23 protein-coding genes are annotated in these 22695 nt (G+C 30.6%); 5 read left to right on the top strand and 18 right to left on the bottom strand.

The genetic code is table 11. The features are described from left to right. Window positions 1-169: 169 nt before the first annotated feature. The gene (gene ric / locus ACN0WB_RS04975; protein ID WP_417429445.1) at window positions 170-883 is read left to right on the top strand and encodes an iron-sulfur cluster repair di-iron protein; all 714 of its coding nucleotides are present in this window, start codon (window positions 170-172) and stop codon (window positions 881-883) included. 221 nt (window positions 884-1104) lie between these two features. Here the strand turns inward: ric and ACN0WB_RS04970 are convergent, their stop codons facing one another. The 14 genes from ACN0WB_RS04970 to asnB all read right to left on the bottom strand — a co-directional run bounded on the left by ACN0WB_RS04970 (window position 1105) and on the right by asnB (window position 13335). After that, window positions 1105-1590, bottom strand: coding sequence for a hypothetical protein (locus tag ACN0WB_RS04970; protein WP_417429444.1), 486 nt, complete (start codon window positions 1588-1590; stop codon window positions 1105-1107). 297 nt (window positions 1591-1887) lie between these two features. Continuing rightward, window positions 1888-2835 (bottom strand): transketolase family protein, encoded by a 948-nt coding sequence (locus ACN0WB_RS04965; RefSeq protein ID WP_417429442.1) that lies wholly within the window; start codon window positions 2833-2835, stop codon window positions 1888-1890. Between the two features lie 16 nt (window positions 2836-2851). Then, the gene (locus ACN0WB_RS04960; protein ID WP_417429440.1) at window positions 2852-3703 is read right to left on the bottom strand and encodes a transketolase; all 852 of its coding nucleotides are present in this window, start codon (window positions 3701-3703) and stop codon (window positions 2852-2854) included. Between the two features lie 142 nt (window positions 3704-3845). After that, window positions 3846-3983: a hypothetical protein gene (locus ACN0WB_RS04955; protein ID WP_417429438.1), complete on the bottom strand. Its 138-nt coding sequence runs from the start codon at window positions 3981-3983 to the stop codon at window positions 3846-3848. Window positions 3984-4052: 69 nt separating this feature from the next. After that, window positions 4053-4238: a type II toxin-antitoxin system HicB family antitoxin gene (locus ACN0WB_RS04950; protein ID WP_417429436.1), complete on the bottom strand. Its 186-nt coding sequence runs from the start codon at window positions 4236-4238 to the stop codon at window positions 4053-4055. Between the two features lie 44 nt (window positions 4239-4282). Continuing rightward, window positions 4283-5851, bottom strand: a complete 1569-nt coding sequence (locus tag ACN0WB_RS04945) for a sodium:solute symporter (RefSeq protein WP_417429434.1) — start codon at window positions 5849-5851, stop codon at window positions 4283-4285. Window positions 5852-5973: 122 nt separating this feature from the next. Then, on the bottom strand, window positions 5974-6432 hold the full coding sequence (locus ACN0WB_RS04940) for a hypothetical protein (protein ID WP_417429432.1): 459 nt from the start codon (window positions 6430-6432) through the stop codon (window positions 5974-5976). A gap of 23 nt (window positions 6433-6455) precedes the next feature. Continuing rightward, window positions 6456-6746: a GNAT family N-acetyltransferase gene (locus ACN0WB_RS04935; RefSeq protein WP_417429430.1), complete on the bottom strand. Its 291-nt coding sequence runs from the start codon at window positions 6744-6746 to the stop codon at window positions 6456-6458. 9 nt (window positions 6747-6755) lie between these two features. After that, complete coding sequence (locus ACN0WB_RS04930; protein ID WP_417429428.1) at window positions 6756-7328, bottom strand: TMEM175 family protein; 573 nt, start codon at window positions 7326-7328, stop codon at window positions 6756-6758. A 113-nt stretch (window positions 7329-7441) separates the two neighbouring features. After that, on the bottom strand, window positions 7442-8830 hold the full coding sequence (locus ACN0WB_RS04925) for an MFS transporter (RefSeq protein WP_417429426.1): 1389 nt from the start codon (window positions 8828-8830) through the stop codon (window positions 7442-7444). 126 nt (window positions 8831-8956) lie between these two features. Next, on the bottom strand, window positions 8957-9523 hold the full coding sequence (locus tag ACN0WB_RS04920) for an SCO family protein (RefSeq protein ID WP_417429424.1): 567 nt from the start codon (window positions 9521-9523) through the stop codon (window positions 8957-8959). Continuing rightward, window positions 9520-10338: a formylglycine-generating enzyme family protein gene (locus ACN0WB_RS04915; protein ID WP_417429422.1), complete on the bottom strand. Its 819-nt coding sequence runs from the start codon at window positions 10336-10338 to the stop codon at window positions 9520-9522. The genes ACN0WB_RS04920 and ACN0WB_RS04915 overlap by 4 nt, the downstream gene beginning before the upstream one ends. Before the next feature lie 22 nt (window positions 10339-10360). Further along, the gene (gene nirK, locus ACN0WB_RS04910) at window positions 10361-11392 is read right to left on the bottom strand and encodes a copper-containing nitrite reductase (protein ID WP_417429420.1); all 1032 of its coding nucleotides are present in this window, start codon (window positions 11390-11392) and stop codon (window positions 10361-10363) included. A gap of 275 nt (window positions 11393-11667) precedes the next feature. Next, a complete protein-coding gene (gene asnB, locus ACN0WB_RS04905) occupies window positions 11668-13335 on the bottom strand; it encodes an asparagine synthase B (RefSeq protein WP_417429418.1) in 1668 nt (555 codons plus the stop codon). Between the two features lie 145 nt (window positions 13336-13480). Between asnB and ACN0WB_RS04900 the strand changes: the two genes are divergently transcribed. Continuing rightward, complete coding sequence (locus tag ACN0WB_RS04900; RefSeq protein ID WP_417429417.1) at window positions 13481-16753, top strand: T9SS type A sorting domain-containing protein; 3273 nt, start codon at window positions 13481-13483, stop codon at window positions 16751-16753. Between the two features lie 123 nt (window positions 16754-16876). On the opposite strand, the gene ACN0WB_RS04895 is transcribed toward ACN0WB_RS04900, so the two are convergent. Next, on the bottom strand, window positions 16877-17443 hold the full coding sequence (locus ACN0WB_RS04895) for a hypothetical protein (protein WP_417429415.1): 567 nt from the start codon (window positions 17441-17443) through the stop codon (window positions 16877-16879). Between the two features lie 37 nt (window positions 17444-17480). Continuing rightward, a complete protein-coding gene (locus ACN0WB_RS04890) occupies window positions 17481-18683 on the bottom strand; it encodes a methyltransferase domain-containing protein (protein WP_417429413.1) in 1203 nt (400 codons plus the stop codon). Window positions 18684-18853: 170 nt separating this feature from the next. Here ACN0WB_RS04890 and ACN0WB_RS04885 point away from each other — a divergent pair, with 170 nt between their 5' ends. Beyond that, on the top strand, window positions 18854-19186 hold the full coding sequence (locus tag ACN0WB_RS04885) for a zinc ribbon domain-containing protein YjdM (RefSeq protein ID WP_417429412.1): 333 nt from the start codon (window positions 18854-18856) through the stop codon (window positions 19184-19186). Between the two features lie 150 nt (window positions 19187-19336). On the opposite strand, the gene ACN0WB_RS04880 is transcribed toward ACN0WB_RS04885, so the two are convergent. After that, window positions 19337-20272 carry a sulfate/molybdate ABC transporter ATP-binding protein gene (locus ACN0WB_RS04880; RefSeq protein WP_417429410.1) on the bottom strand — a complete coding sequence of 312 codons (936 nt, stop codon included), beginning with the start codon at window positions 20270-20272 and terminating at the stop codon, window positions 19337-19339. A gap of 77 nt (window positions 20273-20349) precedes the next feature. On the opposite strand from ACN0WB_RS04880, the gene ACN0WB_RS04875 reads away from it, so the two are divergent. Continuing rightward, window positions 20350-21009, top strand: a complete 660-nt coding sequence (locus ACN0WB_RS04875) for a YceI family protein (RefSeq protein WP_417429408.1) — start codon at window positions 20350-20352, stop codon at window positions 21007-21009. Between the two features lie 105 nt (window positions 21010-21114). Continuing rightward, window positions 21115-22125, top strand: a complete 1011-nt coding sequence (pheS, locus tag ACN0WB_RS04870) for a phenylalanine--tRNA ligase subunit alpha (protein WP_417429406.1) — start codon at window positions 21115-21117, stop codon at window positions 22123-22125. Window positions 22126-22182: 57 nt separating this feature from the next. On the opposite strand, the gene ACN0WB_RS04865 is transcribed toward pheS, so the two are convergent. Continuing rightward, a complete protein-coding gene (locus ACN0WB_RS04865) occupies window positions 22183-22653 on the bottom strand; it encodes a copper resistance protein NlpE (RefSeq protein ID WP_417429404.1) in 471 nt (156 codons plus the stop codon). Window positions 22654-22695 lie beyond the last annotated feature (42 nt).

The following is a 22695-nucleotide window of genomic DNA, read 5'->3' as shown; positions in this document are numbered from 1 at the left end:
ATTTTTTTATATTTTTTTATAAAATATTAATTAATAATCATATTAATATTTTAATGATTTAATATAATTTCAGGTATGATTACAATCATAAATTATCGGATTTTCAATGGCTAAATTTGTGTTTATAATCATTCAAAATAAGACGTTTTGAAATTAAAATAAAAAAGTTATGTTAACAACTGAAAAAACAATTGGGGAAATGGTCGCAGAAGACTTTAGAGTTGCTGCAATTTTTAAAAAATATAAAATAGATTTCTGTTGCAACGGAAACCGAAGTATGGAGGAAGCTTGCGAACGTAAAAAAGTTCAAATTGAGGAAATTTACAATGCAATAGAAAATCTTCCTTCTAAAGAAAGTGGAGAAATAGATTTTAATTCTTGGCCATTAGATTTATTGGCGGATTATGTAGAGAAAACCCATCATCATTATGTAGAAGAAAAATCTGTAATTTTAATGCAGTTTTTAGACAAATTATGTAAAGTTCACGGCGATAGACATCCAGAATTATTTGAAATTACTAAATTGTTCAGAGAATCTGCACAAGAATTAGGAGCTCACATGAAAAAAGAGGAATTAATTTTATTTCCTTTTATCAAAAAAATGGTGGCTGCAAAAAGAAATAATGAAGAATTAAAAACATCTTCTTTTGGTTCCGTAGAAAATCCTGTTGCTATGATGATGCACGATCACGATATTGAAGGAGAACGTTTTAGAAAAATTGCAAGTTTAACTAATGATTACCAATTTCCAGAAGATGCGTGTGGAACTTACCAAGTAACTTACAAAATGCTTGAAGATTTTGAAAATGATTTGCACCGTCATATTCATTTAGAAAATAATATTTTGTTCCCGAAAGCGGTGATTTTAGAGAAAACGTTTTAAGTAATTTCTTTGTTTAAAATAAATCCACATCTTTTAGAATGTGGATTTTTTTTTAATAATGAAGATTTAAAATCTGACATATTTTAACGGTTGGGTATTTCTGTTGGCGGGGACTTTTTATAACAAGTCTTTGTAAATATAACAAATTGAACAATTAGCGAAAATCTTGATGAAAGAAACTTCCGGCCCGCTAATAGAAATACCGTGTTATGCGCCGCTTATTATTGCCAGTTGTACAATGTTTTGAATTTTTCATACTCTTCTTCATTTTGCATAATGTAAATCATAAAATCATCTAAACTTATTTTTGAATTATTTTGTCCCATATCTTTTCGTACAATTTTCATTAGTTCAAAATATTTTTTAAAATGATCTACACCGTTATTTCCTGGTCGTTGTAATTCAAGAGTCCAGTCTGTAAATGCCTTAAACATATCGTCTGACGCGTAAAGAAACATATTCTTTTTTATGTCCATAATCCTTCTAAGTAATTCTCTGTCAGAAACTTTTTTACCAACTTTTTCTCCATGCATTACATCAAAAATTATATGAACCAATTCTGAATAAATATGAAATTTCTTTTCAGATAATTGACTTTCTATACTTTTGATTTTATCTTTATGAAATTGAACTCTCCATATTAAAAATGTGGAAAGTGTTCCAAGAATTAATAAAGTGATTTCTTTAAATGGTAAATTTTCAAACATTTATTTTTTTGTCTAAAGAAGCGGAGTTCTTATTTAAGTGTCGCATAACTCACAAATATACGCAAGTTTCATAATATTACAAAAAACAAATAACTTGTATTATTCTGGTTTTTAATTAATTATGAAAAAATACGCAAGTTTCATTTTACAGATATTTAAAATACACAAGTAAAAATATATAAAATGCGCAATTGAAAATCCGCAAAAGATTGAGACTGAAGAAAAGAAAGGTTAATCGTAAAAAAAATCTACACTTTATAAATGCAGATTTTTTTTATTTCTAAACTTAAGTTTAAATTATTTTGCTAAAATTCTTTTCACTGCTTTTACAACCGCTTCAGAATCAATTCCGTATTTATGCATTAATTGTTCTGGTGTTGCAGATTCTCCGAAAGTATCGTTTACTGCTACAAATTCCTGCAAAGTTGGATGATTTTTTGCGAGCATTCCTGCAATAGATTCTCCTAAACCGCCTAAATAATTATGTTCTTCTGCAGTCACAATTTTTCCTGTTTTCTTTACAGATTTTAAAATTATGTCATTGTCTAAAGGTTTAATTGTATGAATGTTTATCACTTCACAAGAAATTCCTTCTTTTTCTAATTCTTCTGCGGCAACTAAACTTTCCCAAACCAAATGTCCTGTTGCAACAATGGTTACATCAGTTCCTTCTTGCAAAAGAATTCCTTTTCCGATTTCAAACGGCATATCTTCTGGGATAAAAATTGGAACAACTGGTCTTCCAAATCTTAAATAAACTGGACCTTCAAAATCAGCAATCGCCAAAGTTGCTGCTTTCGTTTGGTTATAATCGCATGTATTTATTACGGTCATTCCGGGAAGCATTTTCATCATTCCGATGTCTTCCAAAACTTGATGAGTTGCGCCATCTTCTCCTAAAGTTAAACCAGCGTGAGAAGCGCAAATTTTCACATTTTTATTTGAATAAGCAATTGATTGACGAATTTGATCATAAACTCTGGAAGTAGAAAAATTAGCAAAAGTTCCAGTAAAAGGAATTTTTCCGCTAATTGTTAAACCGGCTGCAATTCCCATCATATTTGCTTCTGCAATTCCAGTTTGTATAAATCTTTCTGGTGCTTTTTCAATGAATTTTTCCATTTTTAAAGAACCAATTAAGTCGGCGCAAAGTGCAACCACATTTGGATTCTTATCTGCGAGTTCAGTTAAACCAGCGCCGAATCCGCTTCTTGTATCTTTTTTTTCTGTAAAAGTATATTTCATTTTGTAATTTTAAGAATTAATAATCTGCAACTTCATCTAAAGCCAATTGTTGCATCGCATTTTCCAATTGCTCTGCATTCGGTGCTTTTCCGTGCCATGCGTGAGAACCCATCATATAATCTACGCCAAAACCCATTTCTGTATGAAGTAAAATTGCGACAGGTTTTCCGTTTCCTGTTTCACTTTTTGCTTTTTCAAGAATTCCAATTACAGCTTCTAAATCGTTGCCATTTTTTTCTTCTAAAACTAACCAACCAAAAGCTTCTAATTTGGCGTGCAAATCACCTAAACTTAAAACATCTTTTGTGTCTCCGTCAATTTGACGACCGTTATAATCAATTGTTGAAATTAAATTATCCACCTTTTTTGCAGCTGCAAACATAAAGGCTTCCCAATTTTGCCCTTCTTGCAATTCGCCATCGCCTTGCATTGTATAAATCAAACTTTTATCGCCGTCCATTTTTTTACCAAGACCTGCGCCAATTGCCACAGAAAGTCCTTGTCCGAGTGAACCAGAAGCAACGCGAATTCCAGGTAAACCTTCGTGCGTTGTTGGATGACCTTGCAAACGAGAATTTAATCTTCTAAAAGTGGCTAATTCTGAAACTTCAAAAAAACCAAATCTTGCTAAAGTGGAGTAGAATACGGGTGAAATATGACCGTTTGAAAGAAAAAATAAATCTTCGTTTTTTCCCGCCATTGTAAAAGGTAATTTATAATTTAAAACTTTGCCGTAAAGCGCGGTAAAAAATTCTGTGGTTCCCAAACTTCCGCCTGGATGTCCTGAATTTACTGCATTTACCATTCTCAAAATATCTCTTCGGATTTGCGTTGAGATTTTCTTTAATTCTTCAATAGATTTGCTCATTCTTAGTTTTTCAAGTTTCGCAAATTTAAGAATTTTTACTGGTTTTGGAAAATGGGAAAACTTGGAGTTTTTGCTTGGGTATTAAATAGTTTTTTTTTTTTAAAAAAATAGCGAGATTTTATAACTTGAAATTTTAATGATTTTAAGAAACAGACAAAAACTCTTCTCCTAATTGGTGAAAAGCATCAACAATTTTTTTTCTCTGTTCAGATTTCGGATTTCTATAGCCGGAAACATAATGCCCAAATTGTCTTTCATTAATTCCTGTAATTCTTGACAAAGTTGCGCGTGTAAGAACTTTGTCAAAACGATGTAATAATGCTTGAGCAGTTAATTCAAATTCCAGTTCCTATTTTCCCAATAATTCTTTTGGGATTTCTTGTTTTTCTAAACCCTCTAAATGAAATTCTAATGCAGAAGCATAATTTTCTTTTACTTGCTCAAAAGTTTTTCCGGTTGCGACACAACTGTCAATTAATTCTGAAACTGCTCCAAAATTTTCGTCCCAATCTATAAATACTTTTATTATTTGCATTTTTTAAAATTTTAAGTTATTTCCACCCGACTTGTTTAAAGATACTATTTCACCAACTTCAAACCTTTAAAACGAATCAACCACAATCCAATAAAAGTGAGCAATCCATTAATAATAATCAATTCTACACCGATTTTGTAAGTGCTAAATTCGCTAACAAAATGATTGATTAAATAAGTTAAAACCGGCGCTAAAAGTGTAACCACCAAGATTCCATATTTTTTGTGTATTTGATATTTGGTGAGAATTCCGAAAGCAAATAAACCCAGAAGTGGACCATAAGTGTAACCTGCGACTTCCATAATTAAGTAAACAATGGATTTGTCATCTATGGCTTTAAAAATCATAATTAAAACAAAAAATATAACTGTGAAAATTAAGTGAATTCTCATTCTCAATTTTTTCTTTTGCTTTTCTGAACGCTTTTCGTCTTCATTTAAATTTAATAAATCAACACAATAAGAACTGGTAACTGCAGTTAATGCGCCATCTGCAGAAGGAAATAATGCAGAAATTAATCCGATAATAAAAATAACAGCGATGAAAATTGGGAAATAATTATTTAAAGAAAGATATGGGAACAAATCGTCGCCCATCATATTTGTAATATTTCCGGCTGCATCTTTGAAGCCAAAAACGTTACTTGTTTTTCCACTTACGATATCTACAATTTGTCCGTATTCTGCGCCGTTACTTTGGGCAAAAAGATAAAGCAATCCGCCTAAAAATAAGAAAGCAAAATTCACCAAAAGTAAAGTTACTGCAAAAGTGAGCATGTTTTTTTTAGAATTATGAAGATTATCTACAGAAATGTTTTTCTGCATCATTTCTTGATCAAGTCCAGTCATTGCAATTGTGATGAACATTCCGCCCAAAATGGTTTTTAGAAAATAAGTTTTAGAATGAAAATCAGTGTTTAAAATGTGCGTGTAATCTTTGGAAGCCAAAACATCGTAAGCTTGTCCCGCAGAAAGATTGAGATGCGAAAGAATATAAACGATGCAACCAACTAAACTTAAAATCATAAAAGAAGTTTGCAAAGTGTCTGTAATTACAATGGTTTTTACACCACCTTCGAAAGTGTAAAGTAAAACCATTATTAAAATAATAGCAGAAGTTACCCAAAATGGGACGCCTAAATTTGAAAGTAAAAATATTTGCAAAACATTTACTACTAAAAATAATCTTGCAGTTGCACCAATTGAACGGGAAATAATAAAAAATATAGAACCAATTTTGTGTGCTTCTACATTAAATCTATTTCCGAGATAAGTGTAAATGGACGTCAGATTCATTTTATAATAAAGTGGCAAAAGAACGAATGCGACAATAAAATAGCCAATAAAAAACCCGATTACGAGCATATAATATTCAAATCCACCAAATTTATATGCGCCTTCCGTCATTTTACCAACTGTTCCCGGAACAGAAATAAAAGTAACGCCAGAAAGCGAAGTTCCAATCATTCCAAACGCAACTAACCACCATTTGCTTTTTCGGTTTCCAATAAAAAAAGATTGATTATCGGCATTTCTACTTGTGAAATAGGAAATGACAAGAAGTCCAACAAAATAAACGAAAACGAAAAGTAAAAGTAGAGTAGAAGTGCTCATTTTTGGGTTATTAAAAGTTTTAAATTTTTATTTTCACAAATATAGTTTTTCTATAGTTTCTAAAAAAAATAAGCGTTTCAAAATTTTGAAACGCTTTTGTAATAAAATTGTATTATTAAAAATTACATTTTAACATCGCCTGCAAAAAGATTATTACCTTGTTTTAAAGTTCTCAAAACATAACCTTTCCATTGGATGAGTTCCAATTTTCCGTCTGTCCAAGTGTAATTTCCTTCACTTCCTTTCCTTTCTAAAATGGTTCCTAATTTTTCATTGGGAAGAAATAATTCGGCTTTAGATTGATCTTCATTAAAAACCAAATAGGCTTTTTCTGTGCTTCCTTCTTTTACAGAATTTAAAGTAATTGCATCTTTATTTAATATGATTTTATTGTCTTCCACTAATGAATCTTTAACAGGAATATTTGCAGAATCCATTACATGCGCCATTGGATTTACAAGTGACGAAGTGTCTTTTTTCTCATTATTATCTGTTTCAGTTGCTTTTATTTCTGCTTTTTTACAAGAATTAAGAGTTATAAATCCCAGTAATAAAGCAATTGCAAAAAGTTTGGTTTTCATAATTTTAGTTTTTAAGTTGTGTTTTAATTTTTAACAAAAATATCTTGTACAGTTTCATCTTTTTCTAAAACTGATTTTGCAAATGGACATGTTGCATTTATTTTTTTTCCTTCTTTCCGAGCGTAATCAAGAGCTGCAAAAATTAAAGATTTAGCAATTCCTTTTCCGCCAAATTTTGAATCTACTTCTGTATGTGTAATATTAAAAATGAGTGCATTCTTCCATTCATACTGCATAGTTCCAGCTTTTTCATCGTCATAAAATGCGACAAATGCTCCAAAATTTTGATTGTTTTTTTGTTCTATTTTTAACATAATTATATTTTAAATAATATTCTTTTCTACTCGTTTGTCTGGAATTAACCAAATCATCGCGACTATAAAGTATAAAAATAGGGAAATTTTTGGATAAAAAAATGATAGAATGATTCCAATTAAATATAAAATAGAAGATATTGTTCCTTTTGTTTTATTTTTAAATGCTTTTGCTAAAAGTGAATCTTTACTTTCTAACATCAACGCTGTATTTAATACAAAACTATAAGCTAAAGCACAAAGCAAAAGATTAAAACCATAAACAGCAATAGTATTTTGTGCGAAATGATTTTCTCCCATCCAAGCTGTAGAAAAGGGAAGTAGAGAAAGAAAAAACAATAAAATTAGATTTGCCCAAAGTACTTTTCCATTTATTTTTTCTATAATCTGGAATAAATGATGGTGGTTATTCCAATAAATTCCGACGTACATAAAACTAATAATATAAGAAATGATTTTTGGAATCAGTGGTTTTAATGCTTCGAAAGTTCCTTCTTCGGGAACTTTTAATTCTAAAACCATTATCGTTATTATAATTGCTAAAACACCGTCACTAAAGGCTTCTAATCTTCCTGTTTTCATTTAAATTAGTTTTTTATATTTGCTAATTTAAAATTTTGTTTTTAATATAAAATATTCAATTAAAATTTTTTGTCATTAGAAATCGCAAATCTCCATTTTTTTTTAAAAATTTGCTATTGCGATTTCATATTATCTCCATCGCGAAAGTGAAGTCTGCGGAAGACAAAACCAGAAATAATTGTTAAAATTCCAATTGTTAAAAATGTATTTCTAAAAGAATCGTGAATGGCATTTGGTTCAATGTTTTGATAAAATCTAAGAACAGCTAAACCGACCGCAATTCCAAAACCGATCGCTATTTGTTGATTAACTGAAAGTAAAGAATTCCCACTGCTTGTTTGTTTGTTCCGTAAATCTGCAATTGCAATGGTATTCATCGCAGTAAAATGTATGGAATTAAAAAAACCAATCGCTGCCAAAAGTGGAACAAACCAATATATTGAAGTGTGAATACTTGGTATTCCCATAGACATTATTAAAATCCCAATGATGAAAGTATTTACCATTAATGTTTTTCTATAGCCGAAATAATTTAAAATAGAAATCACCGCAGATTTCCCAAACATTGCGGTTAAAGCCATCGGTGCAACAATCCAACCAGAAATTACGGCAGATTGTCCGTAAGCAATTTGTATCATAAATGGAATTAAAAGTGGAACTGAACTAATTCCTAATCTACAAGCTAAATTCCCGATAATTCCCACACGAAAAGTTCTCACAAGAAATAAATTTAAAGGGAAAATAACATCTTCGTTTTTCTTCGCATAGCGATAATAATAATAGAAAAGCGAAAATCCCAAAAATAGAATGAATAAAATGAAACTTACACTTTTGGTTTGTCCCATCATTTCTAATGAGATAGAAAGTAAAAGCGCTGCAGTTGCAAAAATTAAAAATCCCTTGAAATCAAAATGGGTGACTTTAGAAAAGTAATTCGGCATATATTTTAAACCTAAAATAATTCCTACAATTCCGATCGGTAAATTTATAATAAAAATCCAATGCCAACTGAGATAATCTACCATATAACCTCCAACTAAAGGTCCGAGAACTGGACCAATTAATGCAGGAATTGTGGCGTAGTTCATCGCTTTTACCAATTCAGATTTTGGATAAGCTCTTATTAAAGCCAATTTTCCTACAGGAACCATCATTGCGCCGCCTAAACCTTGCAAAACTCTAGAAATTACCAATTGTGTTAAATCCTGTGAAAGCGCACAAAATAAAGAGCCCAAACTAAATAAAACCAAAGACCAAGTGTAAATTTTTCTTGTTCCAAATTTATCAGATAAAAATCCACTTATGGGCATACAAAGCGCCAAAGTAAGAACGTAACTTATAATTGCATTTTGCATATTAAGTGGAGATTCATTAAAATCTTTTGCAATTGCAGGTAAAGAAGTATTTAAAATGGTAGAATCTAACATCTGCATAAAAAAAGCAGTCGCCACAATAATTGGCAAATATTTTTTTACCGCAGGATCTTCATTAGAATTTATCATTATGCAAAATTAGAACTTTAAATAGAAATTTTGCGCTAAAGTAGATTTGATTAATGAAATGTAATCATTGATAAAATAAAAAAGCGCTTCCTTTCGGAAACGCCTTTTCACACAAACACAACAAATTTAATTTTTTATAGATTTTAAATCTTCCACTACTTTTTCAGCGTTTATTCCTGCACCTTCTTCTTGCGACATCATTTCTCCTTTTTTATTAAAAATACTTATGATATTAGAATGAGAAAAATTCATGGGAGTGATTTCTTTAAACTTCATAGAAAGTACATTTGCAAATTCATTGGTGTCGTCTTTATCTCCTCGTAAGAAAATCCAAGGCGCTCCGTACATATTATTTGTTTTTGCAAATTGATTTAATTTTTCTGGCGTATCCACTTCCGGATCAATTGAAACTAAAACTAAATTGGTTTCTTTTAATAAATTTTCTGGAATTTTAGATTTAATGGTTTTCATATCTGCAACCAAAAGCGGACAAGCTGTTTTGCAAGAAGTGTAAATCATCACTACAACCATATTTTTTCCAATAAAATCTTTAAATTTTACGTCTTTGTTATCTTGATTTTGCCAAGTAGAACTCAAATTATAAATTGAATTTGAAGGCAAATGTTCAACTTCTTTTTTAATGCAACTGATTGCAAATATTAAAAATAGAAGAGAAAATATTAAATTTTTCATTTTGCTAAAGAATCTTTTGCGCATCTGAAACCCAAATTATTAATAGTAAAATTGGCTTTTACACTTGTTCTAAGTGCAAATCTCATAAAAGCAGCGTAATTGTAAATGTCATTTGCAGAAATTGCAGAAGCGGCACAATTCAATTGTTTGTCATCATAAACGCCACCTCTGGAATCACCTGTTGTAAGAATAGAATTAAAATCTTCCGTCCATTCCCAAACCAAATCGAACATATTATAAACCCCGTAAATATTAGGTTTGGATTTTTTTATTTCGTTAAATTGTCTGTTTTTCTCGTTATATAAATTAATAATATTGGAAGAATATGACAATTTTTTTGAAGCATTTTTGTCTGTTTCATCGGCTCTTCCTACAAATTCCCATTCATCTAAAGTAGGTAATCTTTTGCCTACACTTTTTGCATAAGCTTTTGCGGCAAACCAAGAAACTTGCGTAACAGGACTGTTAATCTTAGAATTTTTTGGTAATTCTGTATCAGAAATCCAATCTTTTAAATAAAGAGAATCTGCATAAAGTCTTTTAATTTCGCTTTTTCTCCACTGTGGATTTTTTTTAACAAATTCTAAAAACTCGCCGTTTGTAACTGGAGAATCGTCTATATAAAAACTTTTTACAGAAACTAAAGAATCTCCTTTTCCATAAAACGGTTGGTATTTTCCGCCTTCAATTAAAACCATTTTTTTGGTAGAAATTAAAGGTTTAAGTTCAACTTTCTGCGCATCAGAAACCAAAGTTTCATTTTGATTACAAGAAAAGAGGAATAAAAATAAACCGAAATAGAAAAGGAGTTTCATTTAATTGATTTTACAGTGAATATTATTTCACTTTTTTATAAACTTTTTCGTTTTTATCGCCGGTTACTTTAATTTTTGCAATTGCACCTTTGTTAAAAGCTCTGAAAATGGAGTGATCTACAATATTGTATTCTCCTGGTTCTTCCACTTTAAATTCTACTATTGTAGCGCCACCTGCAGGAATTAATGTGGTTTGAACGTTTTTATTAATAGTTGAACCACCTTCTACATAAACTTTATCGAAAATTTCACCAATAACGTGGAAAGAAGAAGTTAAATTTGGACCTCCATTTCCTACAAATAATCTGATGGTTTCACCCACTTTTGCTTGTAACATATTATTACCCAACATTGATCCTTTTTTACCATTAAAAATTACGTAATCAGGATTTTCTGCAATACCTTTATCTAAATCAAATTCGTGGAATCCTTTTTCTTCAAATTTCCCTTTGATGTAATATTCTCCTTGCATAATATAAAATTCTTTATCAACTTTAGGTAATCCGCCTTCTGGTTCTACTAAAATCAATCCATACATTCCGTTTGCGATATGCATTGGAACTGGAGGAGCTGCACAATGATAAACATAAAGACCAGGATTTAAAGCTTTAAAGTTAAAAACAGCTTCTTGACCAGGAGCTACAAAAGTTGCTTCTGCTCCGCCGCCGGGACCGTTTACGGCGTGTAAATCAATGTTATGCGGCATATTACTGTCGGCTGCGTTTTTTAAATGTAATTCAACTTCATCGCCCACTCTTATACGGATAAAACTTCCTGGAACAGTGTGGTTAAAAGTCCAAACTTTGTAAGTTACACCTTCATCAATTTCGTGTATCTCTTCCGTAGTTTCAAGATTTACGATTAATTTTTTTGCTGCTCTATCTCCAACTGGAGCAGGAACGTTTGGTGCACTTACTAATTTTAAAACTTCTGGGTTTCCAGTTGTTTTAATGTCGATTGCAGCATTGTTGTTTTCGTTTTGCTGATCTGGATTTTGCTTACAAGCTGTAATCATTAAAATACAACTTGCTGCGAGTAAAATAGTTTTTTTCATATCAATTTTATTAACTATACAAATATATATCAATTTTTATTAAAATTATAATTGTGTAATATGATTTTTGTTATGTAAAAATAAATATAATTAAACATTTATTATCATTATAATAATTTAAGCAAATTTTAAGTGTTTATTTATGACTGTAATCACATTTAGTAAAATGTTTTGTTTAAAATTATAATTATTTATTTTAAAATTAGAAATTTTTTTAAAAAAAACGGACAAAAGCCCGTTTTCATTTATTTGTGATAAATTTATTTTAATTGAAATTAATAGGATTCATCGTGTACATTTACTGCGCGTCCACTTGGATCATTTGCATTTTTAAAAGCTTCGTCCCATTCCAATGCGATCGGTGTTGAACAAGCGACAGAAGGAACAGAAGGAACGGTTGCAGCTGCAGTTTCACTTGGAAAATGTTCTTCAAAAATAGTTCTGTATCGGTATTCTTCTTTATTTTGTGGTGTGTTTAAAGGAAAACGGAATTTTGCATTCGTCATCATTTCATCTGAAACTTCATTTTCTGCAACTTCTTTTAAAGAATCTATCCAAGAATAACCCACGCCATCGGAGAATTGTTCTTTTTGTCGCCAAGCGATGGATTCAGGAAGTAAATCTTCAAAGGCTTTTCTCAAAACCCATTTTTCCATTCTTCCTTCGGCTTTATTAATCATTTTATCTTTTGGATTTACGTTCATTGCAACATCCATAAATTCTTTGTCCAAGAACGGAACGCGACCTTCAATTCCCCAACTCATCAAAGATTTATTGGCGCGAAGACAATCATATAAATAAAGTTTTCCTAATTTTCTCACAGTTTCTTCGTGAAACGCTTCTGGATTTGGCGCTTTGTGAAAATATAAATATCCGCCAAAAAGTTCATCACTTCCTTCTCCAGAAAGTACCATTTTAATTCCCATTGATTTAATGACACGAGCCAATAAATACATCGGCGTTGAAGCACGAATTGTCGTAACATCATAAGTTTCTAAATAATAAATCACATCTTTTACCGCATCTAAACCTTCCTGAACTGTAAAGTGAACTTGATGATGAACAGACCCAATGTGATCTGCAGCTTTTTGTGCGGCAATTAAATCTGGAGAACCTTCCAAGCCAACTGCAAAACTGTGTAATCTCGGATACCACGCTTCTTGCGTATCGCCACTTTCAATTCTATTTCTTGCATATTTCGCTGTAACTGCGGCAATTATTGAAGAATCTAAACCGCCAGAAAGTAAAACGCCGTACGGAACGTCGCTCATTAATTGTCTGTGAACTGCTTCTTCTAATGATTTTCTAATCGCAGAAATATCGGTTACATTATCTTTTACATTTTCATAATTTTCCCAATCTCTTTTGTACCACTGTTGCAAATCAAAACCATCTTCGCTGTAAAGAAAATGTCCGGGTAAAAAGGTTTCAATTGTTTTACAAACGCCTTCTAATGCTTTTAATTCTGAAGCTACAAAGTAGTTTCCATTTTTATCCCAACCGTGATAAAGTGGACAAATTCCCATGTGATCTCTTCCGATTAAGAAAATATCTTTTTCAATATCATATAGAGCAAAAGCGAAAATGCCATTTAATTTATCTAAGAAATCTTTGCCATCTCTTCTATATAAAGCTAAAATAACTTCACAATCGGATTGAGTTTGAAATTCAAAATCTGGAAATTCTTTTCGTAATTCTTTGTGATTATAGATTTCACCATTAACTGCTAAAACTACGTTTCCGTCTTTTGTATATAAAGGTTGTTTCCCAGAAGTAGGATCTACAATTGCCAATCTTTCGTGAGATAAAATGGCTTTTTCATTTTGGAAAATCCCGCTCCAATCTGGACCACGATGTCTGATTTTCTTTGACATTTCCAGAATTTGAGGTCTTAAAGTTTCCGTTTTTTGTTTTGCATCAAGAAGGCATACAATTCCGCACATATCTATTTATTGTAAATTAATGTTTATTTTGAAGTTGCAAATTTACGATTACAATGGAGATATGAAAATTTAATTTTAAAATTTATAAAAGTGGATTAAAATTTTATCTAACTTTGAAATTAATTAATTTCTTAAAAATTTATATATGAAAAAATCATTATTTTCTTTCTGCGTACTTTTTGCGCTACTTTTTTCGAAAACTATTTTTAGCCAAACTGCACCGACAAATACTAGATTATTCCAAGTTAATACTACCAAAGGCAGTATCCTTTCTTTAGTAGAATCTTCTGATAATTCCGTCTATCACGTTGGAACTATAAATGCGTCTGAAGTTGGTTTTGATGGTTTGACCGCAACTTCAGTAGGTGTCGATGATTTATTTATATTAAAATCTAGTATCACAACGGGAAATAATGTTTGGTTTAAAACATTAAATGCTGGAAGTGGAGGTTCAATATTTCCCCGATATGTATATGTAGATTCAATGGACAATTTGTATGTATTTGCAAATTTCATCGGAAAAGTTATAGTTGGAAGTAATACCATTAATTCTACAAGTGTTGATAATGCTTTTTTAATAAAAATTGATAATAGTGGAAATCCAGTTTGGGTAAATTTTCTTGGTGAAGCCAAAACTGCTATGAATTCAAAAATAAAATGTGTGTCGGATGGAGTCGATACATTTTTAGTTTATAATCAAACTTCATTATTGAGATTAAATGATGCTTCAGGAATTACGATGAATAATAAAACTATTTCAGATGTATTATTAAAATCAGTTGCTTTAAAAGGTTCAAATATTTTTGTAGCGGGAGCTTCGAAAACCGCAAATATAAATGTTGATTCTGAAACGATTACCGGTGCAAATATGGGATTTGTTTTGAAAGGTGATAAAAATGCTAGTTTTTCGGCTTCCGCAACAACTTCAGTTAATTCTGATATTAATGATATTGCTTTTAATACAGAAGGGAAATTGATAATTACAGGATTTAGTAAATCTTCTACAAGTTTAACTTCTGAAAATGGAACTTCCGTTTACAGCTATAATCCAAATTCATCATTTGAAAATAATAAGTTATACAATTTTGTTGCTAAAATTGATGATAATCTGGCAACTGTGGATTTTTTTAGAACTTCTTCTCCAGTAAGTTCGGATACAACCTATGGAATTGAGACAACTGCTATTTCTGCAATTATCAAACCTTATAGTAGTGTATCTGGTTTTAACTTGATACTGAATAATAAATACTTCGATGGAAGAAATAATGTAAGTTCCTTCACCAATGCAAACAACACGACCTCTACAATCAGTTATGTAAATAGTACTACTAATTATGCTGTTTTGCTAAATTTTGATAATACTGGAAATTTTTTAGGACTTAATCAGCCCACTTTTGCCGGATACATTAGTTCTTCCTCAGTAAATTATTTTACAACAAACTTGTTCATTAATCGTCTTTTTACCACGAATGTTTTTAATTCTACTTCCGGAAATTTAGTTTGGTCTAAGCAAAAAGCTACTTCTGCCGGTGGAACTTTTTCAAGACAGTTTAGTAAACATCTCAATTCTGCTAAAAATGACTTATTTGTAAGTGTTTTAGTTGAAGGTAATGCCAATTTTTTTGGAAAACAGATAAACAATTCAGGAGGAACTTACACTAGAAATATTACAAGATTAGGTGAAGATGGTCTGCCAAAATGGTTTGCGAGTTTTGGTCTTGATTCTGGCAAAGGTGAATTAAATGTTTCAGGAGATTATGCAAATGTAGATAAAGATGATAATTTCGTTTTTATGGTAAACACGTTCGGTGGTACTTCAAGTTTTACGGATGGAACGGGCAAAACCATTAATTTTCCAGAAACGTCTGGAAGTTATGATAAATTAATAATTAAATTAGATAAAGATGGAAACTATCTTTGGAGAAAAGATTTAAAGGTTTCAGGAGGTACTAGTTCTTCAATAATAACAGATATAAATGGCGACGTCTATATATTATCGGACGCTGGCTTTACTGTCGATGGGCATACTTTAAGTGGCGTTTCCATAGTCAAATTTAGCAGTGCAGGAAATTTTATTTATGGTAAATCTTATCAAGATTTATTTGCTTTTTCACTAGATGCAGTTTTTGATTCGGAAAATAACCTGTATGTTTTCACTGAACCCTCTAACAATACTGCGTCAGATTATGTTTTCGATGGTATAACTATTCCAACTAATAGTACAAATACAGATTTTCTTATGTTAAAATTTAACAGTTCTGGAGATGTAATTTGGGGTAAGAATTTTTACGCAAATGCTCCAAATTACAATTATGCATGGCCAAATGATGTTGTTTATGATGGGCAAGATTTTGTTGTAATGGGAAATTATCTTGCAGCAAATAATACAGATTATACAGGTCTGGATTTGGTGAATATTCCAAGAGTTTATCCAAGAGCTACATACTCTACTTATTTTGCTAAAGTGACAACCACGGGAACTGTTTTGTGGCAAAAAGCATTTCAATCAATTTTTGCGTCTTTCGCTAATTACACCAATATCAATATAGACGAAAATAAAAATATTTATATGTATTATTTTGTAAAAGATAAAGTTTCAATCGATGGTACAGAATATTCTTTTGATACAGTTTATGGGAATAAAGTCTTATCAAAATTAGACACTTCTGGAAACTTGAAATATTTAAAAGCAGTTGACGGCGTGCCTTATGGTACTAATTTTATTGACGTAATAAGTAATGACTTGCTAAATGTTACAGGTTTTACAAATCAAAATAAATTTTTAAATTATAATTTAAATTATAATGGCGCTTCTAGTTTGTATGTTGCCACTTTTGGTAATTTACTTTCTTACTATTTAACGCCCTCTAAAGATTATTTAGCCTTGAATAATATTTCAATGGAAAACAATTCGGGGAATAATAATACATTTAGTTTCGATTTGCTAAATAACGTAGATTGGAATGCTTCAAGTGATCAATCTTGGCTTAATCTGTCATTCCTAAGTTTAAAAAGTAAGTCTTCGCAAAGCACAATTTCTGGAAATGGAGATGCGAAAATTTCGTTAACCGCACAAACTAATAATACAGGAGCAAGTAGAACCGCAAATGTCTTAGTTTCTGGCGATGGAGGTGTTGCTTCAAAAACAATTGCAGTTACACAAACTGCAACTTTAGCAACGGGCGAAAGCAAAATTTTTACAACTCTACTTTATCCAAATCCAACTTCAGATTTTTTAAATATTGAAACGCAACAGAAAATTTCTAAAATAGAAATTTATGATATGAGTGGAAAACTATTAAAAACTTCTAACGGAAAAGATAAAAAAGTGTCAGTTTCTACTTTTAATAAAGGAATGTATTTAATAAAAATCCACACCGAAAATGGAGTAGTGAATTCTAAATTTATTAAGAACTAATATTTTAAAATTTAAAATAATTAAGAGTCATTTCAAAAAATTGAAATGGCTTTTTTTTATTTTTTTTCTAGAGAATTTGCTTTGGTTTCAAAAAGATTTAAATATTACTCAAGATTAATTTTCTTATTCCAAATTGAAAAACTGCAAAATAAAAAAGATTTCATAGAGAATAAAAAATACAACTAAAGCTGTATGAAATTTTTTATTGTTAAACCTAATTGCAGCGAGACATAAGATGATATGTGAAACAATTCTAATATAATATGCCATCTGAAGTCCAAGAAAGTAGGCGTTTCCTTTAATGGAAGTATCAATAATATCTGCTGCAAAACAAAGTGCTAAAATTCCAAAAAACCAGTTTTTACGTGAATAAAAATAATCTTCATAACCTTTGTAATCTTTTAGATCATCTGGATAAAGAATTGCGCAAAGCAAATAAAAGAGTAGAATGTAGCAAATTATAAAAAAATAATCCAAGAAATACCAATCGTGAATCAGTTTCAAATTAAATTCCCACCACCAAAAATGAATAATTAATAAAAAAACATAAAAAACCCATAAAAAATGAACGAAGTACGGTTTTTTACGTCCCGGATGTTGAATGAAAATAACAGAACCTTTGATGAGGTGCGTTAAACTCAAACCCAAAATAATCCCGATGACGGATTTTATGTGTAAAAATTCTTCCATTCTGTAAGTTTACAAAATTTTGCGGAATTTTAAAATATCAATTTCTTGTAATCAAAGCCATATAAAATCCATCATAACCTTGAGAAGGCATTATTTTATCTTCTTTAATTAAAGTATAATTGGGATTGTTTTTTAAAAATAAATCAACTTGTTCTCTATTTTCTGAAGGTAAAATAGAGCAAGTTGCGTAAAGCATTTTGCCGCCTTTTTTGATGATTTTAGAATAATCTTGCAAAATTTGTTGTTGTTCTTTTTTAATTCTGTCTAAAAATGCTTGATCGATTTTCCACTTAGAATCTGGGTTTCTTTTTAAAACGCCCAATCCAGAACAAGGTGCGTCAATCAACAATCTATCCGCAGTTTCGTGCAATCTTTTAATAACTTTCGTATCTTCGATTAATCGGGTTTCAATATTTTGTGCCCCTGCTCTTCTTGCTCTTCTCTTTAATTCCGCTAATTTCCATGCGTAAATATCAAGCGCAATTATTTGTCCTTTATTATTCATTAACGAAGCCAAATGTAAAGTTTTGCCACCTGCACCTGCACAAACATCTACAACTCTTTGTCCTTCTTTTACTTCTAAAAACTCACCAATTTTTTGCGATGATGCATCTTGAACTTCAAATAATCCGTCTTTAAAAGCCGTCGTAATAAATACATTTTTTTTCTCCTCCAATTGAACTGCATCTGGATAATTCTTAATCGGAAACGCAATTACATTTTCATCTTTTAAATCTGAAATGAGTTCTTTTGCGGAAGTTTTCAAAGTATTTGCGCGCAAAACTGTGGGAGCCAATTCATTCAAAGCTGTCATTTCTTTTTCCCAATTAGCGCCTAATTCTCTTTCAAAAGTTTCAACCAACCAATCAGGGATTGAATGCTCAATTGCTTTTGTAGGAACTGTATTTTTCTTTAATTTTGTAAGAACATCTGCGACTTTTATACCGTCAAATTCTTCAAATTTTTTGTAATGTGTTTTGCTCCAAAGACAATAGGTGATGATCAATTTGTAGATATTATTGGGTTTCACACCTTCTCCCATATAATATTCTAAGCGTTTTCTCCAGCGGATAATATTATAAAAAATCTCAGAAACCACTCTTCGGTCTTCACTTCCCCATTTTCTGTGCGCTTTTAAAAGTCTTTCTATTACTTTATCTGCATATTTTCTTTCTTCAAAAATAGTTTCCTGTAAAGCGTCGTGAATTCCGATAAGTAAATTTCTATGTATAAGTTCCATTGGGAGATTTTAAATTCTAAATTTTTTGCAAAAATACGGCTTTAATTTTTATTGTTTTGTGAAGTTTGAAGTCTTAGATTTATACTTTTATAATAAAAGTATGTATTTAGTAAAGTATTTTAACAATTAAAATTTCTGTAATTTTGAAAAATAAAAACTAAAACTAAAAAATGAGCGAGCCAATTATTTGTCCGAAATGTCAATCAGAATTTACTTATGAGCAAGATAATTTACAAGTTTGTTCGCAATGTTTTCATGAGTGGAATCCTGCAGAAGATTCTTCAGAAAATCAAGTTTTAGATGCAAATGAAACGGTTTTAAATAATGGAGATTCCGTAGTTGTAGTAAAAGATTTACCCGTAAAAGGATTTCCAAAATCAATAAAAGCAGGAATTAAAGTAAAAAATATTAGATTAAGACCAGATTCTGATCATAACATCGATTGCAAAATTGATGGATTTGGTTCTATGTCTTTAAAATCAGAATTTGTGAAGAAGGCTTAGTTTTTAAAGTGGAATTTAATAAACTTAATCCCTTAACAATTCTTAACGGTAAAAAACCTTTAACACTTTTGTCATTCTGACGAAGGAAGAATCTCAACAAAAAATAGCTTCTTCACTTCACTTTGTTTCGCTCTGAATGACAAAAAATTTTCAATCAAACTTCAAATTAACAATTCCAGAAATTTCATTTTCGGTGTAAACTACTAAATTTTTTTCTTCCAAATTAATATTATTCCAATAATAACTTCCCGCAAAACGACTTTCCAAAACTTTTGCTTGAATGCCGTTTTCTGCAATTTTAATTTGCTGTGGGAAATAATAATTTTTAACCAAATTTAATTTCTCTTTTTCTTCGTTTTTAAAAATATTTACTTCTCCGAATAATTTTGCAACATAATCATTATAAGGATTTTCATAAGTTTCTTTCGGCGTATCATTTTGTATTAATCTACCGTCCATCAAAATTATCAATCGATCCGTCCACGGCATTATATCTTGAATATCGTGCGTGGAAATTATCAAAGAAAGTGCGTTTTCTCTCACGTATTTAAAAAGTCTTTCACGCAATTCTATCTTCCGAGAATAATCCAAATTACTAAAAGGTTCATCTAAAAGCAATAATTTTGGCATTTGTGATAAAGCTCTTGCAATTGCAACGCGTTGTTGTTGTCCGCCGCTTAAATATTTTGGTAAAATATTAGCGTAATCTTCCAAACCAACCACTTCTAAAAGTTGAGTTATTTTTTCTTTTTTTTGAGCTAAATTAATGTTTGAAAGAAATTTCCCTACATTTTCCGCCACCGTTGCAAATGGCATCAAATCATATGTTTGCGCCACCATTTTTATAGTAGATTCACCGGGAACAATATTTGTTTTTGGACCATAAAGGTTTTCATTATCTAAAATAATTTCACCTTCTTCCCATTGTAAAAGACCATAAATTAAATTTAAAAGAGTAGATTTTCCACAACCACTTTCGCCTACTAAAGCAACTATTTTACCTTCTTCTAATTTCAAATTAAAATTTTGAAATAGTTTTTTATTTGGTTGATGTGAAAAATAAAGTTTTTTAATTTCTAAAAGCATAATACAAAATTAACAATTTTGGAAATGATATAAAATAGTGGTAAATTCGCTCGTTACAAACACAATAAAATTTATTTATGAAATTTAGGCATTTTCCTTTATTTATTGGTGCATTTGGTTTATTTTTTCTTAGTTCTTGTAAAAAAGACAAGAAAGTAGAAAGTGAAACCTCTGCAGTTACTACAACAACAGATGGAAATTTATACATCGCAGATCTTGCAAATAGCAAAATTGAATGGAAAGGTTATAAAGTTTTTAAATCCGATAATACAAGTCACATTGGAACTATTGCTTTGCAAAGTGGACAAGTTACCGTAAAAGATGGAAAGCTTGAGAGTGGAAAGTTTGTTGCAAATATGGGAAGTTTAACAAGTGTAGATTTAAAAGATGATGCAGAAAATTTAGCCAAATTAAACGGACACTTAAAAAGTGCGGATTTTTTTGATGTAGAAAAATTTCCAACTGCTACTTATGAAATTACAAAAATTTCTGAAGCACCTTCTGGAAGTGATTATAATACTGTTTTAAATGGAAATTTAACCATTAAAGGAATTACAAAACCTGTAGAATTTAATGCAAATGTAAAAATTGAGGGAAAAAATGTTTTGATTGCAACACAGCCAAAAGATATTAAAAGAGAAGATTTTGGTGTGGTTTTTCAAGTTCCGGCTGCAAATGGAATTATAAAAGATGAAATTACGCTCCAAATTTTGGTAAACGCAAAAGAAAAGAAATAAATTTTCCTAAAAATTAAAAGTCTGTTTCTATAGAAGAAATGGGCTTTTTTTTGGTTTAATTTTTAGTAGAAATATTGTATTTTTGTAGCCTTATTAAAAGTAAATATGTTAGAGAATATTGCGGCGTTGTTAGAAGAAGTTAATCAGTTTAGCTCTTCCAATAAAGATGAAATAGAAAAATTTCGACTAAAATTTAATGGAAAGAAAGGCATCTTAAATGATTTATTTGAAGAATTTAAAAAAGTTCCGAATGAGCACAAAAAAGAAGCTGGGCAAAAAGTAAATGCGCTTAAACAAAGTTTTCAGCAAAAATTAGATAATTTAAAAAATTCTACAAAAACAGAGCAAATTTTCGAAAAAGAAGATTTTACAAAACCTGGTTTTCCCTTAGAATTAGGAACTCGCCATCCAATAAGTTTGGTTAAAAATAGAATTATTGATATTTTTAAATCCATTGGTTTTGCCGTTGCAGATGGACCAGAAATTGAGGACGATTGGCATAATTTTACGGCACTAAATTTACCAGAATATCATCCAGCGCGCGATATGCAAGATACTTTTTTTATAGAAAAAGATCCAGATGTTTTACTTAGAACACACACTTCTTCCGTGCAAATTAGATATATGGAAGAAAATGAACCGCCGATTCGGATTTTAGCGCCGGGAAGAGTTTTTAGAAATGAAGCGATTTCTTCCCGCTCTCACTGTATTTTCCATCAAATTGAAGGACTATATATTGATAAAAATGTAAGTTATGCAGATTTAAAACAAACGCTTCAGTTTTTTACCACAGAACTTTTTGGGAAATCTAAAATCAGACTTCGTCCCTCTTATTTTCCTTTTACAGAACCAAGTGCAGAAGTTGATGTTTATTGGGGTTTAAACTCAGAAACAGATTACAGAATTACGAAAGGAACGGGTTGGTTAGAAATTATGGGTTGTGGAATGGTGGATCCTGCGGTTTTGCAAAATGTAAATATAAATCCAGATGAATTTAGTGGTTTTGCTTTCGGAATGGGAATAGAAAGAATTGTAATGTTACTTCACCAAATGGGCGACATTAGAATGTTTTTTGAAAATGACAAACGAATGTTAGAACAATTTAAAAGTTTATAAAGTATAAAAAAAACTTCTTAAAATATTAAGCAGTTTTTTTTAAACTCTATCAGAATTTTACTGTTTTTCTAATTTGTAATTTGGGCGAACTTCAACGTCAGAAGCAGATGAAACCATATAAATTGTACCATTTTGTACAAAATAAACAGTTTCCTGTTCTCCAGTTTTATTACTTTTTAAAATGACATGTCCATCTGGAGAAACGCTGAATGTTCCTTCTTCCTCAATTTTTGTTGATCTTTCTTTATATTCAGATTCCAACTTGTAAGTGCCATCTTTTTTTAGTTTCAATTCAGTTTCAATACCGGGACAATCTGCACAAGGTAAAAGACCTTTGTAATTTCCTTCTAATTTTTCTATGGACAATCTGTTGCCTTCACCTGCAACAACAACTGGAGCAGTTCCATCTACGCGTTTTTCTTCAACTTTATGTTCATTTTTAAACTCTTCCCGATTTTCTTTTTTTTGTGCACAACTAATTGCAGAGAGTACAACAATTAATAGACTTAGTTTCAATAGATTTTTCATTTTATTTTTTTAGCGAATCATTATACAAGTTCTATGCTAAAA

Source organism: Halpernia sp., from assembly GCF_048269545.1.
Lineage (GTDB): Bacteria > Bacteroidota > Bacteroidia > Flavobacteriales > Weeksellaceae > Halpernia.
This window is presented reverse-complemented; position numbering and strand designations above follow the sequence as displayed.

What these genes read in the sequence shown, in the direction of transcription:
- ACN0WB_RS04965 (WP_417429442.1), bottom strand. Translation starts at nt 2,835, where the DNA reads ATGAAATATACTTTTACAGAAAAAAAAGATACAAGAAGCGGATTCGGC.
- ric (WP_417429445.1), top strand. Translation starts at nt 170, where the DNA reads ATGTTAACAACTGAAAAAACAATTGGGGAAATGGTCGCAGAAGACTTT.
- ACN0WB_RS04950 (WP_417429436.1), bottom strand. Translation starts at nt 4,238, where the DNA reads ATGCAAATAATAAAAGTATTTATAGATTGGGACGAAAATTTTGGAGCA.
- ACN0WB_RS04895 (WP_417429415.1), bottom strand. Translation starts at nt 17,443, where the DNA reads ATGGAAGAATTTTTACACATAAAATCCGTCATCGGGATTATTTTGGGT.
- ACN0WB_RS04970 (WP_417429444.1), bottom strand. Translation starts at nt 1,590, where the DNA reads ATGTTTGAAAATTTACCATTTAAAGAAATCACTTTATTAATTCTTGGA.
- ACN0WB_RS04945 (WP_417429434.1), bottom strand. Translation starts at nt 5,851, where the DNA reads ATGAGCACTTCTACTCTACTTTTACTTTTCGTTTTCGTTTATTTTGTT.
- nirK (WP_417429420.1), bottom strand. Translation starts at nt 11,392, where the DNA reads ATGAAAAAAACTATTTTACTCGCAGCAAGTTGTATTTTAATGATTACA.
- ACN0WB_RS04880 (WP_417429410.1), bottom strand. Translation starts at nt 20,272, where the DNA reads ATGCTTTTAGAAATTAAAAAACTTTATTTTTCACATCAACCAAATAAA.
- asnB (WP_417429418.1), bottom strand. Translation starts at nt 13,335, where the DNA reads ATGTGCGGAATTGTATGCCTTCTTGATGCAAAACAAAAAACGGAAACT.
- ACN0WB_RS04940 (WP_417429432.1), bottom strand. Translation starts at nt 6,432, where the DNA reads ATGAAAACCAAACTTTTTGCAATTGCTTTATTACTGGGATTTATAACT.
- ACN0WB_RS04865 (WP_417429404.1), bottom strand. Translation starts at nt 22,653, where the DNA reads ATGAAAAATCTATTGAAACTAAGTCTATTAATTGTTGTACTCTCTGCA.
- ACN0WB_RS04935 (WP_417429430.1), bottom strand. Translation starts at nt 6,746, where the DNA reads ATGTTAAAAATAGAACAAAAAAACAATCAAAATTTTGGAGCATTTGTC.
- ACN0WB_RS04875 (WP_417429408.1), top strand. Translation starts at nt 20,350, where the DNA reads ATGAAATTTAGGCATTTTCCTTTATTTATTGGTGCATTTGGTTTATTT.
- ACN0WB_RS04960 (WP_417429440.1), bottom strand. Translation starts at nt 3,703, where the DNA reads ATGAGCAAATCTATTGAAGAATTAAAGAAAATCTCAACGCAAATCCGA.
- ACN0WB_RS04930 (WP_417429428.1), bottom strand. Translation starts at nt 7,328, where the DNA reads ATGAAAACAGGAAGATTAGAAGCCTTTAGTGACGGTGTTTTAGCAATT.
- ACN0WB_RS04925 (WP_417429426.1), bottom strand. Translation starts at nt 8,830, where the DNA reads ATGATAAATTCTAATGAAGATCCTGCGGTAAAAAAATATTTGCCAATT.
- ACN0WB_RS04915 (WP_417429422.1), bottom strand. Translation starts at nt 10,338, where the DNA reads ATGAAACTCCTTTTCTATTTCGGTTTATTTTTATTCCTCTTTTCTTGT.
- ACN0WB_RS04885 (WP_417429412.1), top strand. Translation starts at nt 18,854, where the DNA reads ATGAGCGAGCCAATTATTTGTCCGAAATGTCAATCAGAATTTACTTAT.
- pheS (WP_417429406.1), top strand. Translation starts at nt 21,115, where the DNA reads ATGTTAGAGAATATTGCGGCGTTGTTAGAAGAAGTTAATCAGTTTAGC.
- ACN0WB_RS04920 (WP_417429424.1), bottom strand. Translation starts at nt 9,523, where the DNA reads ATGAAAAATTTAATATTTTCTCTTCTATTTTTAATATTTGCAATCAGT.
- ACN0WB_RS04900 (WP_417429417.1), top strand. Translation starts at nt 13,481, where the DNA reads ATGAAAAAATCATTATTTTCTTTCTGCGTACTTTTTGCGCTACTTTTT.
- ACN0WB_RS04890 (WP_417429413.1), bottom strand. Translation starts at nt 18,683, where the DNA reads ATGGAACTTATACATAGAAATTTACTTATCGGAATTCACGACGCTTTA.